This is a genomic window from Kitasatospora sp. NPDC051705 (assembly GCF_044453265.1).
Lineage (GTDB): Bacteria > Actinomycetota > Actinomycetes > Streptomycetales > Streptomycetaceae > Kitasatospora.
In genome coordinates, this window is sequence record NZ_JBITCO010000031.1 from 78,382 (window position 1) to 92,699 (window position 14,318).

10 protein-coding genes and 1 pseudogene are annotated in these 14,318 nt (G+C 75.4%); 4 read left to right on the forward strand and 7 right to left on the reverse strand.

Annotated elements, in window-relative coordinates; genetic code table 11:
- The first annotated feature begins 80 nt into the window (after nucleotides 1-80).
- Together ACIA8Q_RS29220 and ACIA8Q_RS29225 are read left to right on the forward strand one after the other, a co-directional pair.
- The gene (locus ACIA8Q_RS29220; protein ID WP_360221604.1) at nucleotides 81-1,067 is read left to right on the forward strand and encodes a helix-turn-helix domain-containing protein; all 987 of its coding nucleotides are present in this window, start codon (nucleotides 81-83) and stop codon (nucleotides 1,065-1,067) included.
- A gap of 178 nt (nucleotides 1,068-1,245) precedes the next feature.
- Entirely contained in the window at nucleotides 1,246-3,549 is a 2,304-nt protein-coding gene (locus tag ACIA8Q_RS29225) for a glycosyl hydrolase family 18 protein (RefSeq protein WP_360221607.1), read from the forward strand.
- A 95-nt stretch (nucleotides 3,550-3,644) separates the two neighbouring features.
- Here the strand turns inward: ACIA8Q_RS29225 and ACIA8Q_RS29230 are convergent, their stop codons facing one another.
- Nucleotides 3,645-4,859: a geranylgeranyl reductase family protein gene (locus ACIA8Q_RS29230; protein WP_360221610.1), complete on the reverse strand. Its 1,215-nt coding sequence runs from the start codon at nucleotides 4,857-4,859 to the stop codon at nucleotides 3,645-3,647.
- 512 nt (nucleotides 4,860-5,371) lie between these two features.
- Between ACIA8Q_RS29230 and ACIA8Q_RS29235 the strand changes: the two genes are divergently transcribed.
- Nucleotides 5,372-6,736, forward strand: coding sequence for a dipeptidase (locus tag ACIA8Q_RS29235; RefSeq protein ID WP_360221613.1), 1,365 nt, complete (start codon nucleotides 5,372-5,374; stop codon nucleotides 6,734-6,736).
- Here the strand turns inward: ACIA8Q_RS29235 and ACIA8Q_RS29240 are convergent.
- Both ACIA8Q_RS29240 and ACIA8Q_RS29245 read right to left on the reverse strand, forming a co-directional pair.
- Nucleotides 6,712-7,563: a DUF4184 family protein gene (locus ACIA8Q_RS29240; protein ID WP_396317950.1), complete on the reverse strand. Its 852-nt coding sequence runs from the start codon at nucleotides 7,561-7,563 to the stop codon at nucleotides 6,712-6,714. The two genes, ACIA8Q_RS29235 and ACIA8Q_RS29240, sit on opposite strands and share 25 nt — an antisense overlap.
- 153 nt (nucleotides 7,564-7,716) lie before the next feature.
- Nucleotides 7,717-8,784, reverse strand: a complete 1,068-nt coding sequence (locus tag ACIA8Q_RS29245) for an NUDIX hydrolase (RefSeq protein WP_360221619.1) — start codon at nucleotides 8,782-8,784, stop codon at nucleotides 7,717-7,719.
- Nucleotides 8,785-9,151: 367 nt separating this feature from the next.
- Here ACIA8Q_RS29245 and ACIA8Q_RS29250 point away from each other — a divergent pair, with 367 nt between their 5' ends.
- Nucleotides 9,152-10,165, forward strand: coding sequence for a PfkB family carbohydrate kinase (locus ACIA8Q_RS29250; protein ID WP_396317951.1), 1,014 nt, complete (start codon nucleotides 9,152-9,154; stop codon nucleotides 10,163-10,165).
- Between the two features lie 153 nt (nucleotides 10,166-10,318).
- Here the strand turns inward: ACIA8Q_RS29250 and ACIA8Q_RS29255 are convergent, their stop codons facing one another.
- From ACIA8Q_RS29255 to ACIA8Q_RS29270, 4 genes and pseudogenes are all read right to left on the reverse strand, one after another.
- A complete protein-coding gene (locus tag ACIA8Q_RS29255; protein ID WP_360221624.1) occupies nucleotides 10,319-11,224 on the reverse strand; it encodes a C40 family peptidase in 906 nt (301 codons plus the stop codon).
- A 310-nt stretch (nucleotides 11,225-11,534) separates the two neighbouring features.
- Nucleotides 11,535-12,980 carry an acyl-CoA synthetase gene (locus ACIA8Q_RS29260; protein WP_396317952.1) on the reverse strand — a complete coding sequence of 482 codons (1,446 nt, stop codon included), beginning with the start codon at nucleotides 12,978-12,980 and terminating at the stop codon, nucleotides 11,535-11,537.
- Between the two features lie 206 nt (nucleotides 12,981-13,186).
- Nucleotides 13,187-14,149, reverse strand: a complete 963-nt coding sequence (locus ACIA8Q_RS29265) for an electron transfer flavoprotein subunit alpha/FixB family protein (protein WP_396317953.1) — start codon at nucleotides 14,147-14,149, stop codon at nucleotides 13,187-13,189.
- Nucleotides 14,150-14,194: 45 nt separating this feature from the next.
- Nucleotides 14,195-14,318: pseudogene (locus ACIA8Q_RS29270) on the reverse strand (electron transfer flavoprotein subunit beta); the annotation flags it as partial.

The following is a 14,318-nucleotide window of genomic DNA, read 5'->3' on the forward strand; positions in this document are numbered from 1 at the left end:
ACACCGCCTACCGGGGCGCTGCGGACAATCCTTTAGGCTCTGGCTGAATCCTCGTCGTCGAGCGCCGCAGGAAAGCTCCCGTGCACCGTTTCCGGCTCGGCCTGGCCGACCTCGCCACCACCTGGTTCGCGGTGTCCCCGATCCAGGAGGCCTCCCTCAGCCTGCGGATGTGGACCCACCCCGGCGTCTACCCCCTGCAGAGCCGGGCCTTCGAACGCCTCCGGCCCGTCTTCGAGCGGCTGGACTCCGCGCTGCTGCTCTCCCTCGTCGGCGGGAACCGCTGGATCCCGGACTTCCTGACGCCCCGCCCGGAGGCCCCCGCCGCCGACTTCCGCACCGAGCTGGCGGCCGTCCGCGGGCTGCCGCCGGAGCAGCTGCGCACCGAACTCGAACAGACCTTCCTGCCGCACGGACGCCCCCTGCCCGCCCGGCTGGCCGCCGGACTGGCCGACCCGGCCCGGCTGCTGGCGCGGATCGCCGACGCACTGGAGGAGTACTGGGAGGTCTGCCTGGCCCCGCACTGGTGGCCGCAGGCCCGTAGCGTCCTGGACGCCGACCTCGTCTACCGGGCCCGGCTGCTCTCGCAGTACGGCGCGGCGGCGCTCTTCGCCGACCTGGACCACCGGCTGCACTGGGAGGACGGCGTCCTGTCGATCAACCGCCGCTGGACGGACTGGGACGGCGAGACGGCGGTGGACGGGCGCGGCCTCGTGCTCATCCCGACCTTCTTCGCACGCGGCGCCATCACCATGATCAGCAACGACCGTGCGCCGCAGATCAGCTACCCGGCCCGGGGGCAGGCGGGCATGGACGGCGCCGGCGCCCCGGTCCCGCCGCAGGCCCTGGAGGCGCTGATCGGCGCGCCGAAGGCCCGGCTGCTGACCCTGCTCGCCGAGCCCGCCTCCACCACCGACCTCGCCTACCGGCTCGGGGTCACCCCGGGTGCGGTCAGCCAGCACCTGTCCGTCCTGGCCGCCACCGGGCTGGTCACCCGGGCGCGCCACGGCCGCTCGGTGCTGTACCGGCGCAGCGCGCTCGGGGACGAGCTGACGGGGGCGAACCGGTGACCCGGGCCCGCCACCCTGCACCCCAACTCCCCAGTGGTACAGACCTGTTGACGCATTGGTCCAGTCCTCCTACAGTGCCCCATGCCGCGCCACCCCACGGCGCGGGCACCCATCGCACACGCACCACACCCGCGGTTCTGCGTCACCCTGTCCAACCCCCACAGTCACAGGGAGAACCATGTCCGCTCGATCCCGGGCCGGGCGCCCGCGCGTGCGCAGCAGACTGCTGGCACTGCTCTCCGCCCTGCTCCTCCCGGTCGCCGCGATCACCGCGCTGGCCGCCCCGGCGCACGCCGCCGGAAAGCTCACCGCCACCTTCACCACCGCCGACAACGGCTCCTGGTGGCAGGGCACCTACATCGTCCACAACGACAACGCCACGGCCGTCACCGGCTGGACCCTGGAGTTCGACCTGCCGGCCGGAGTCTCCATCGGCAACAGCTACAACGGCACCGCCACCGTCAACGGCCGGCACGTCACCGCGACCAACGCCTTCTACAACGCCACCGTCAACGCCCACGGCACCACCGAGCCGTACAGCTTCTGGTTCGTCGGCACCGGGCCCGTCGCCGCGCCGGCCAACTGCCGCGTCAACGGCGACAAGTGCGACGGCAGCGCCGACGTCCCGCCGTCCGCCCCCGGCGCACCGGCGGTCACCTCCAGCACCGCGCACACGCTCGCCCTGTCCTGGGCAGCCGCCACCGGCGGGGACTTCCCGGTCGCCTCCTACGACGTGCTGAGCGGCACCACCGTGCTCGGTTCGAGCACGACCACGAGCGCCCTGCTCACCGGCCTCACCCCGGCCACCAGCTACACCCTGACCGTCCGCGCCAAGGACGCCCGCGGCAACACCGGCCCGCTCAGCACCGCCGTCACCGCCGCGACCTTCGACCCGTCGAGCGATCCGACCCCGCCCACGGCGCCGACCGCCCTGCGCTCCACGGCGGTCGGTTCGACGGACGTCACGCTCGCCTGGAACGCCGCGACCGACAACGTCCGGGTCGCCGCGTACGACGTCTACCAGGGCGGCACGCCGGTGGCGACGGTCGGCGGCGGCACGCTGACCGCGACCGTCGGCAGCCTCTCGCCGTCCACCGCCTACACGTTCACCGTCAAGGCCCGCGACCCCGCCGACAACGCCTCGCCGGCCTCCGCACCGCTCACCGTGACCACCTCGGACCTGGTCGGCGCGGGAAAGTACGCCAGGGTCGGCTACTTCGTGCAGTGGGGCATCTACGGCCGCCAGTACTTCGTCAAGAACCTCGACACCTCGGGCAGCGCGGCCAAGCTGGACGTCGTCAACTACGCCTTCGAGAACATCGATCCGGTCAACCTGACCTGCCTGGCGGGCGTCACCAAGGGCACCACCGCCAACCCGCAGGACCCGGACCAGGGCACCGGCGCCGGTGACGCCGACGCCGACTACGCCCGCCCGATGAGCGCCGCCCAGTCGGTGGACGGCGTGGCCGACGACGGCTGGGGCAAACTCCGCGGCAACCTCAACCAGTTGAAGAAGCTCAAGGCCAAGTACCCGAACCTCAAGGTGGTCGTCTCGCTCGGCGGCTGGACGTACTCCAAGTACTTCTCGGACGCCGCCGCCACCGACGCCTCCCGCCAGAAGTTCGTCAAGTCCTGCGTCGACACCTGGATCAAGGGCAACCTGCCGGTCTACAACGGCGCCGGCGGCGACGGCGTCGCGGCCGGGATCTTCGACGGCATCGACCTCGACTGGGAGTGGCCCGGCTCCGGCGACGGCCACGCCGGCAACCACTGGAGCGCCGCCGACAAGGGCAACCTGACCCTGCTGCTGGCCGAGTTCCGCAAGCAGCTGGACGCGCTGGGCGGCTCGCACAAGCTGCTCACCGCCTTCACCCCGGCCGACCCGGCGAAGGTCGCCGCGGGATGGGACCTGACGAAGATCTTCGGCTCGCTGGACATCGCCAACGTCCAGGGGTACGACTTCCACGGCTCCGGCAGCGACAACTCCTGGGAACCCGGCCGCACCGGCCACCAGGCCAACCTCTACACCGACCCGAACGACCCGTACACCACCCATTTCAGCGTGGACGCGGCGGTCCGGACGTACCTGGACGCCGGGGTCAACCCGCGCAAGCTCACCATCGGCTTCCCGTTCTACGGGCGCGGCTGGCAGGGCGTGGCGGACGGCGGCGCCAAGGGCGTCTGGCAGTCCGCGAACGGTGCCGCCCCCGGCCAGTTCGCGGAGGAGGCCGGTACCCGCGGCTACCAGAACCTGCTCACCGGAGTGCCCGGGCTCACCGTCTACCACGATCCCAAGTCGGTCTCGACGTACGGCTACACGGGAGCCGGCGGGCAGTGGTGGAGCTTCGACGACGCCTGGTCGATCGGCCAGAAGGCGGCCTACCTCAAGTCGAAGAACCTGCTCGGCGGAATGATCTGGGAGATGTCCGGCGACACCCCGTCCGGCACGCTCATCGGCGCCCTCGACGCCGGTCTCAAGTAGCCCGGTCCGAAAGGCCGGTGACACCGAAGGGCCCGTGCCACCCGAGAGGCCGGTGCCCCTCCCCGCGGGGAGGGGCACCGGCCCCGGGTCCGCCGCTACCGCGAGGCCAGCGCCGACAGCTTCCGCGCGGCGCGGTACTGCCGCAGCACCTGGGCGAAGGTGGTGTGCCCCTGGGTGGTCCGGGCGAAGGCCCGCCAGGCCGGCGGCACCAGGCAGACCGCCGCGTGGAACAGGTACGGCCGCCGCTCGAACGCCGCCAGCAGCTGCTTGCCGGCCCGCATCTCCACGCCCAGCCCGGCCTTGACGGCGAACGCGTAGTTCAGCGCCTCGCGCCGCACCGACGCGGCGTTGCCCGCCTCGGCGACCTTCACCGCCCACTCGCCGGCCAGCCGGCCCGAGCGCAGCGCGTACGAGATGCCCTCGCGGGTCCACGGCTCCAGCAGGCCGGCCGCGTCGCCCGCGACCAGCACCCGGCCGCGGGAGAGCGGCGAGTCCTCGGCCCGGCAGCGGGTCAGGTGGCCGGACTCGACGGTCGGGGTGAAGCCGGACAGCCCCAGCCGCCGGATGTAGTCGGCGAGGTACTGCTTGGTCCGCTCGCCGTCACCGCGCGCCGAGATGACGCCGACGGTCAGACTGCTCGACTCCGTCTTGGGGAACACCCAGCCGTAACTGCCGGGCAGCGGGCCCCAGTCGAGGTGGATCCGGCCGGACCAGTCCGCGGCGACCTGCGGCGGCACCGGGATCTCCGCCTCCAGGCCGAGGTCGATCTGGTCGAAGGTGACGCCGACGTGCCGGGCGATCCGGCTCGCGCTGCCGTCCGCGCCGACCACGGCGCGCGCCTCGAAGCTCCGCCCGTCGGCGGCCGTCACCAGCGCCGTCCGGTGCTCTCCGCCCCGCTGCTCGACACCGGTGACGGTCACTCCGGTGACCAGCACCGCCCCGGCCTGCTTGGCCGCCTGCACCAGGCGCAGGTCGAACTCGTCCCGGTTCACCAGGCCGAAGAGCATCCGCTGGGAACGACGCGTCCGGGTGAACCGGCCCTGGTACGCGAAGGTGACGGCGTGCACCCGGTCCTGCAGGGGCAGCCGGAAGTCCGGCGGCAGGCTGTCCCGGGACGGGCCGATGATGCCACCGCCACAGGTCTTGTAGCGGGGGTGCTCGGCCTTGTCGAGGAGCAGCACCCGGCGGCCCTGGACGGCGGCGGCGTGCGCGGCCGAGGCCCCGGCCGGCCCGGCGCCGACCACCACGACGTCCCAGACGCCCTCCAGGGCGTCGGACTGCGGCCGCCCGTCGCGCGGCTCGGCCGTCACGGCGGGCCCACCGGCGGGCGTCGCGTCGGGCCTCTCCTCGGACGGCACGGCGGGCGTCGCGTCAGGCGCCGCGTCGGCTCTCCCCCCGGCTCTCGTCCGGTCGGCCGCACCGGCCGCATCGGGCGCCGCCTGGGGCGCCGGTCCTGACGCCTCGCCCGAGGGCTGACCTGACGGCTGCCCGGACACCTCGGCGTCGAGCGGCGAGGACCCGGTGTCGAGCGGGCTACGGGAATCGGAGCTTCCGGAGTCAGTCACGACGAGCAATCCTATGCGTCCGCCGGGCCCGCCGGTGGCCGCGCCGCCCCGAACTCCGGGCCGGGCCGCGCAGCACGCCTCCGGGGCCCCGCGGAACCGGCGGACCGGCCCGCGCGCCGGGCCCGTGCGCCGGGCCACCCCGCCGAGCCCGTCCACCGGACCGCCCCGCCCGACTCCGCCTATGATCGGCGGTACCCCAACCACTCCCCTCCGTCCGCGGCACCCCGCGGCCGGAGCCGCCCCCACGGAGTCCCCGAATGTCACAGCCCCTGGTCGACGCCGTCCGGTCCCTGATGGACCGTGCCCGCACCGACCTCGCCGAACTGGTCGCGTTCCCCTCGGTCGCCGACCCGCGCCAGTTCCCCGTCGAGGAGTGCGAGAAGGCCGCCCGCTGGGTCGCCGACGCCTTCGCCGCCGAGGGCCTGACCGGCATCCGGCTGCTGGACACCCCGGACGGCACCCAGTCCGTCTACGGCGAGCTGCCCGGCCCCGAGGGCGCGCCGACCGTCCTGCTCTACTCGCACTACGACGTCCAGCCGCCGCTCGACGAGGACGCCTGGCTCAGCCCCGCGTTCGAGCTGACCGAGCGGGACGGCCGCTGGTACGGGCGCGGCGCCGCGGACTGCAAGGGCAACATCCTGATGCACCTGACCGCCCTGCGGGCGCTGCGCCGGGTGTACGGCGACGGCTACCCGGTCGGCCTGAAGGTCATCGTCGAGGGTTCGGAGGAGCAGGGCACCGGCGGTCTGGAGCGCTACGCCGAGGCCCACCCCGAGCTGCTCGCCGCCGACGCCATCATCATCGGCGACACCGGCAACTTCGCCCCCGGCCTGCCCACCGTGACCGCCTCGCTGCGCGGCATGACCGTCGTCGAGGTCGCCGTCAGCACGCTGGCCGGCAACCTGCACTCCGGAGCCTTCGGCGGCGCCGCCCCGGACGCACTGCAGGTGCTGGTGCGGATGCTCGCCTCGCTGCACGACGAGCACGGCGACGTCGCGGTGGCCGGCCTGACCACCGACCAGACCTGGACCGGCGTCCAGTACGCGGAGGAGCAGTTCCGCTCGGACGCCAGGGTCCTCGACGGAGTCGCCCTGACCGGCACGGGCACGATCGCCGACCGCCTCTGGGCGCGGCCGTCCGTCACCGTCCTCGGCATCGACGCCCCGCCGGTGATCGGCGCCACCTCCTCGGTGCAGGCGGCCGCCAAGGCGCTGGTCAGCCTGCGCGTCGCCCCGGGCAGCGACGCCGACGCCGCCCAGGAGGCGCTGGTCGCCCACCTGGAGGCGCAGGTGCCGCTGGGTGCCCGGGTGACCATCGAGCGCCAGGGCAACGGCTCCCCGTTCACCGCGGACACCACCGGCCCCGCGTACGAGGCGATGGGCGAGGCGATGGCTGAGGCCTTCGGCACCGCGATGGTCGCCTCCGGCGAGGGCGGCTCGATCCCGCTCTGCAACACGCTGCGCTCGCTGTACCCGCAGGCCGAGATCGTGCTCATCGGCGTGGAGGAGCCGACCACCCAGATCCACGCGGTCAACGAGAGCGTCGACCCGCTGGAGCTGGAGCGGATGGCCCTCACCGAGGCCCTGTTCCTGCGCCGTTACGCCGAGCTGCGCTCCGTCTGACGCGCGCCGCTGCGGGAGCCGGGGCCGCCGCCCGCGCCGCCCCGGCCACCGGGCCCGCCCGGCCGCCCGCCGCTGAGCCGGCGGGCGACGGCGGTCACCGCCGCGTAGCCGAGCGCGCCCACGGCGAGCCCGGCGCCGGCACCGAAGCAGACCTCCGGGACGAGGTTGCGCCGCAGCGGGGCGAGCCGGTGCAGCACCCCGACCGCCGTCGCCGCGCCGAGCGCCGCGACGGCGGTCCGGCGGGTCCGGGGCGCGAGCGCGACGGCCGGGCGCACCGGCTCGACCGCCCGCACCGCACGCGCCGCCCAGCCGGCCATCGCGGCCAGCGCGAGGGCCGAACTGCCGTACTGCAGCGCGGAGTAGAGCGGGACGCCGGCCACCTGGCGGTTCAGCTCCGGCAACAGCCGCACGCCCAGTCGGCCCTCGTGGGTGAAGGCGTCCCAGCCGACGTGGGTGGCGGCGCCGATCGCCGCCGACGCGGCGAACCAGGCCGCGCCCGCCCCGTCGGCGCCGGGCCGCCGCACCGTCAGCGCCTCGGCCGCGCCCGCCCACCGGTCGGGGAGCAGAGCGACCAGCGGGGCGCGCAGCAGCCCGTGCCAGCCGGCCACCAGCACCCCGGCGATCGCCACGTCCAGCGTGGGCACGGCCCACCAGCTGTGCGTCAGACCGCCGTGCCGGTACACCCCGGGAAGCAGCGACTCGGCGAAGAACGGCACGTCGGGCGCCATCGACCCGGCGACCAGGGCCGAGGCCACCAGCGGCCCGCGCTGCCCGGCGGCGCGCAGCAGGGGCAGGACGGCGGCGGGGTGGCTCAGTGTGAACGGCATGCCCCCATCCTCCCGCCCGCGCCCGGCCGCCGGCCAACGCCCCCGGTCGTGGGCCACCACGCCGCGTCCGACGTCCCCCGGGCCGTCCGGCGTCGCCCCGCGGACGCGGGTGTGAACACAGGTCCCGGCCCGGCGTGGACCGTCGGGCCCGCGCTACGCCGCGTCCGCCGTGCTGGTCAGGCCGAGGGCCACCCGGCGGCCGGCCTCCAGGTAGCGCAGCTCACCGCTACGGCGGGCGTCCAGGGCGGCGGCGAGGCGGCGGCAGCGGCTCGGGGGCAGCAGGTCGGCGGCCTCGGCCAGGGTGACGAAGCGCCAGCCGCGCAGCTCCTCCGGCTGGAGCAGCAGGCTCTGGCGGGCGGCGGAGTCGAGCTGGCCGCCGTCGTACATCAGGCGCAGACCGCCGCGGCGCGGTCCGGTGCGCGGCTCCCAGTCGACGGCGAGCAGGCGCAGGACGGACGGGTCCAGCCGCAGACCGAGCTCCTCCGCGGTCTCGCGCAGGGCGGCGTCGGTGGGGGCCTCGCCGCGTTCGACCACGCCTCCGGGGAAGTCCCAGTCGGGCTTGTAGACCGGGTCGACCAGGAGGACGCGGTCCTGCTCGTCGAAGAGCAGCACGGCGGAGGCCACGGTGTCCCCGGTCGGGTCCGGGGTCTGGACGATCGGGCAGCGCGCGGCACCGACCCGGACCAGCTCGGCGATCCGGTGCGCGGTCTCGCGCGGGGTGAGTTCGCTGGTGTCGAGCATCCGGGCGTCCTCGACCAGCCAGCGCCGGGCGGCCCGGTACCGGGCCACGTGCTCCAGGCACCAGGTGCGGACCCGCTCGCTGGCCTGCGGATCGTCCGGGCACTCGTCGCGACGGGCGATGCGGTCGCGCAGGATCGTTTCTTCTGGGTCCAGGACGAAATGGTGCACCGCGATGCCGTTCGAGGCGAGGTCACCGAAGATCTCGTCCCGGTAGTCCTCTCTGAGCAGGGTCATCGGGACCACCAGCGGGCCCGCGACCTCGCCGAGCAGCGCGGCCGCCGTCTCGGGGACGAGCCGGCGCCACGCCGCCAGGTCCTGGAAGTCGGACACCGTCGCCAGCCGGTCGGCCGGGAGCATCCGCCGCAGGCCGAAGCCCACCAGCTCGGGATCGAAGAGCACGCTCCCGGGCAGCAGTTCCACCAGCTCTCGGCAGGCACTCGTCTTGCCCGCCCCGAATGTGCCATTGACCCAGACGATCACAACGTCCCCTGCCCTCGACTTGCCCCGATGCCGTTCGCACCGGGCAGCGCCCCCGTCGGCCGAACCAGCGCCACCCGTGGTGGTACCCGCGCCACGCCGCTCCCCATGCCTCCCCCGCGTGCCCGCCGTGTCCGCCCCGGTCCGCCCCCTTGACGGCGGCATGTGCCCGGGCGAGCGGCCATCCGCCCAGCCACCCCAGTCCGTCCGGCCCCAGGAGGGACGGCACACGGCGGCCACGCGCCCCGCCCGCGCGCCCGGGGCGCCCTCCTGCGCCGGCCACGCGCGCCCGGGCCGCCGTCCCGCGCCGCCTGGGCACGCCCGGGGTGCCGTCTTGCGCCGCGCACGCCCCGGCACGTACAGAGGGACGATGAAGCTGCTTCCCGTCGGCCGCGTCGTCGTCATCGGCTCCGTCAACACCGACCGCATCCTCCGCTGCCCCGTGCTGCCCGCCCCCGGCGAGACCGTCCTCGCCGCCGACGCCACCCGGGGGTTCGGCGGCAAGGGTGCGAACCAGGCCGTCGCGGCGGCCCGGATGGGGGCCGCGACGCACCTGGTGGCCAAGGTCGGCGGGGACGCCGACGGCCGGGCGGCGCTGGCCGATCTGCAGGGCGCGGAGGTCGAGACGGGCGCCGTGCTCACGCACCCCGACGCGCCCACCGGCGAGGCGATCGTCATGGTCGACCCGGGCGGCGAGAACAGCATCGTCGTCGTCCCGGGCGCCAACGCCCACCTGACCGCCGCCGAGGTCACCGCCGCGCTCGCCGCGCTCCGCCCGCGCCCCCTCGACGTGGTCCTCACCAGCGGCGAGGTCCCCGCGGAGTGCATCCGGGCGACGGCGGCCGCGCTCGCCGGCGCCGACACCCGCTGGGTGCACAACGCCGCGCCCGCCGGCGCGCTGCCCGACACCGGCCCCGCCGGGCGCCGGCCCCTGATCGTCGCCAACGCCGTCGAGGCCCGCCAGCTCACCGGCGCCCCGACCGTCGAGGAGGCCGCCCGGATCCTCGCCGGTACGGGCCACCGTCCCGGCCGGGACGGTGGCGACGGCACGGGCAGCACGGACGGCACGGGCAGCGCGGCGGCACGGAGCGGCCGGGTCGCCGGCGCCGTGCTCACCCTGGGCGCCGACGGCGCACTGGTCGCCGCGGACGGGCGGCTGACCCGGCTGCCCGCACCCGCCGTCCGGGTCGTCGACACGACGGGTGCCGGCGACGTCTTCTGCGGCGCCCTCGCCGCCGGACTCGCCCGCGGAACGGCCCTGCCCGAAGCCGCCGCCGCGGCCGTGGCCGCCGGGGCGTTCGCCGTCACCGCCCTCGGCGCCCGCGGCGCCCTCCCCCGCCCCGCGGATCTCGGCCCCACCGACCCAGGAGCCACCGACCTCTGACCCACCGACGACAGCCCCACCGGCCACCACCCGCCGCAGCGGTGACCCCCGCAGCGCCGAGCAGCGCCCCGGGAGTGACCCGGACCAGGACGCGCCAGGGGCACCCGGGCCGCGAACGCCCGGGCACCCCTGCCCCTCACCGGGCCGCCGGAGCTACGGCCGCCCCATGAACGCCGGGTAGTAGCCGCTGCTGATCCCCGAGATCCGGATCGTCGTCCCCGGCCGGGCCGCCTCGACGTACTGGTTGTTGCCCAGGTAGATCGCCACGTGCTGGATGCCCCGCGCCGTCCCGTCGGGGGACCAGAAGAGCAGGTCGCCCCGGCGCAGCTGGCTCGCCTTGACCGGCGTGGTGGCCGCGTACTGGTCGTTGGCCACCCGCGGCAGGTCGATGCCGCCGCGCCGGAAGGACTGCTGCACCAGGCCGGAGCAGTCGTAGCCGTTCGGCCCGTTGCCCGCGGTCACGAAGGGCTTGCCCAGCTGCGCGAGGGCGAACTGCACCGCGTCCTCGACGTCCCGGTCGCCCGCCACCGCGTCGGAGGAGGACCCCACCGAGCCCGACGCACTCGGCGAGGACGAGGAGGACGAGGCCGACCCGCCCCCGGTCCGCGCCAGGTAGATGTCGTAGTGGGTGGTCCAGCGCCACTCGCCCTTGCTGTTCTTGAACCAGTACCGCGACCCGTCCCAGCCCTGCTTGATCCCGCCGGACCCGGTGGACTTCGCCGCCGACGAGGAGCCGCCGCCCGTGCGCGCCGCGTACACGTCGTAGTGCGAGGTCCAGCGCCACTGCCCCTGGCTGTTCTTGAACCAGTACCGCGAGCCGTCCCAGCCGGCGTGCGCCGGTGCCGGCTCGGCGGCCGCGGGGCTCACGCTGGTGCCGAGGCCGATCACGCCCGCACCGGCCGCGATCACGGCCACCATGCCTATCCCCCGGCGGACCCGCGACGCGCGGGCCGGACGGGCGGGGCGGGCGGCGGCCCGCTGGTCGGCGGTGGCGGCGGCGGTGCGCTGCCCGGTCGGTTCGTCGGCGGCACCCGGCGCGCCGGTGTTGACGGAGCTCATCCTGCTGACTTCCTTCACTGCTGCGAACCCGCCGCCACGGGGGCGGCTGCGGAAACGGCTGCGGACACGCGGTGCGTCCCGGCGAGGCACGCACCGACCGGCAGTCCCCGTCCGACATGCCGCGGCCTCCGGCCGTGCGACCGGAAGCCGCGGCATGTCGCCCAGGGATTCAGTTCTGCCTGCGTGTCACGTTAGGCACGCGTCCGCTCACAGCGCGCAGTGGAGTGCGCCAATGGAAGGGTTCACGGCGGGTGAGCACCGACGGTGCATCAGGGTGAACACCCGTCATCGGACGCCGTCCGACGCCTCCTCAGTCGCGTCCGGCGGCCTGCGCGAGCAGCTGCTTCTTCAGCACCTTCCCCAAGGCGTTCCTGGGCAGTTCGGGCACCAGCACGACCCGGCGGGGGCGCTTGTGCACCGAGAGCCGCTCCGCCACGAAGGCCGTCAGCTGGTCACCCGTCACGGCGCCGTCCGGGATGACGAACGCGACGATCGCCTGCCCGAGGTCCTCGTCCGGCGCGCCGACCACCGCCGCGTCGGCGACCGCCGGGTGGTCGCGCAGTGCGGCCTCCACCTCTCCGGCGCCGATCCGGTAGCCGCCGCTCTTGATCAGGTCGACGGAGGCGCGGCCGACGATCCGGTGGAAGCCGTCCTCCCCGATCACGGCGACGTCGCCGGTGCGGAACCAGCCGTCGGGCGTCCAGGCCTCGGCGTCCGCGTCGGGCCGGTTGAGGTAGCCGCTGAACAGCGTCGGGCCGGCGACCTGCAGTTCCCCGACGCTCTCCCCGTCCCTGGGCACGGGCGCGCCGTCCTCGCCGACCAGCCGGGTGCGGACCCCGTCCAGCGGCAGGCCGACGCTGCCGGGCCGGCGCTCGCCGTCCGCCCGGGTGCTGACGGTGATCAGCGACTCGGTCATCCCGTACCGCTCGATCGGGGCGTGCCCGGTCAGCGCCGCCAGCTTCTCGAACACCGGCACCGGCAGCGGCGCGCTGCCGGAGACCAGCAGCCGGGCCCCGGAGAGCCGGGCCGCCGCCTCCGGATCGCCCGCCAGCCGGGACCAGACGGTCGGCACGCCGAAGTAGAGGCTGCCGCCCGCGGCGGCGTACCCGGCCGGGGTGGGCCGCCCGGTGTGCACGAGCCGGCTGCCGGTGCGCAGTGCGCCGAGCACCCCCAGCAGCAGGCCGTGCACGTGGAACAGCGGCAGACCGTGCACGAGCGTGTCGTCGGCGGTCCACTGCCAGGCGGCGGCGAGCGCGTCCAGGTCGGCGGCGATCGCCGCGCGGGGGATCACGGCCCCCTTGGGAGCCCCGGTGGTGCCCGAGGTGTAGAGGACGAAGCCGGTGGCGTCCGCGGGGGGTTCGGCGTGGCGGGCGGTGGACCGCTCCGCGGGGTCCACCGGCAGGAGCTCCACGCCCCCGCGGCCCGCCGCCGCGTCCGCCAGGCCGTCGACCTCCTCGCCCACGGCGTGCGCGAGCAGCGCCGCGCCCGAGTCGCGCAGGATGTGCTCGCGCTCCTTCGGCCCGGAGTCGGGCGGAAGCGGCACCACGGGCACGCCCGCCAACAGGCCGCCGACCACGGCCACCACCGTCTCGGCGGTGGGCCGGGCCAGCACGGCGAGCGCGGGGGCGCCGGCCACCCGGTCGGCGACGGCGGACGCCGCGCCCAGCAGCTCCTCCCGGGACAGCGCCCGCCCGTCGATCCGCAGCGCGTCGGCCGCGTCCCCGAAGCCGCCCTGAAGTGCGGTCAGCAGTGCCATGCTTCCGTCCCCTCGCCCTCGTCCTCGTCCCGGCGCGGCCGCTCCGCGCCGTCGTCCCGCGTTCTCGCGCCGACTCTACGGTCCGCGGCCGCCGGGCCCGCGGCGCACCCGGCGCTTCGCCGCGCGTGCACCGGGCCGCGCCGCGCACGACGGAGGGCGTGGCACCGAGCACCCGGCGCCACGCCCTCCAGTCCTCCCCGCGGGGATCAGCCCTTGCGGGCCTTCACCTCGGCGGTGAGCTGCGGCAGCACGGCGAAGAGGTCGCCGACCACGCCGTAGTCGACCAGCTCGAAGATCGGGGCCTCGGGGTCCTTGTTGACGGCCACGATGGTCTTCGAGGTCTGCATGCCGGCCCGGTGCTGGATCGCACCGGAGATGCCCGCCGCGATGTACAGCTGCGGCGAGACCTGCTTGCCGGTCTGGCCGACCTGGTTGCTGTGCGGGTACCAGCCGGCGTCGACCGCGGCACGGGAGGCGCCGACGGCCGCGCCCAGCGCGTCCGCGAGCTCCTCGACCACGCCGAAGCCCGAGGCCTCGCCGACACCGCGGCCGCCGGAGACGACGATCGCGGCCTCCGTCAGTTCCGGACGGCCGGAGGAGACGCGCGGGGTGCGCGAGGTGACCTTGGCGGCGTTGCCGGTGAACTCCACCGACACGTTCTCCACCGCACCGGCGGCCGCGGCGGCCTCGGGGGCCACCGCGTTCGGCTTGACGGTGATGACCGGGGCGCCCGTGGTGACCTTCGACTTCACCTGGAAGGACGCGGCGAACACCGACTGGGTGGCGACCGGACCGCCGTCGCCGGCCTCCAGGTCGACGGCGTCGGTGATGATGCCGGAGCCCAGCCGCAGCGCGACGCGGGCGGCGACCTCCTTGCCCTCGCCGGAGGAGGTGACCAGGACGGCGGCGACGCCGTTGGCCTTGGCGATCTGGGCCAGGGCGTCCACCTTGGGGACGACCAGCTGCTCGGTGAACTCGGCGCCGTCGGCGACGTACACCTTCGCGGCGCCGAACTCGGCGGCCTTGGCGGCGATGTCGGCCGCGGCGCCGCCGGCGCCCAGCACGACCGCGGACGGCTCGCCGATCCGGCGGGCCAGGGTCAGCAGTTCGAGGGCCGGCTTGCGGACCACACCGTCGGCGTGGTCCACCAGAACCAGGATCTCAGCCATGATTCGTTGCTCCTGATCGATCGTTGGATGCGCGAACGGGTGGGACTAGATGAACTTCTGGTCGGCGAGGAAGCCGGCGAGCGCCTTGCCGCCCTCGCCCTCGTCCTTGACGACGGTGCCCGCGCTGCGCGCCGGACGCGCCGCCACCGACTCGACCGCCGTCCACGAA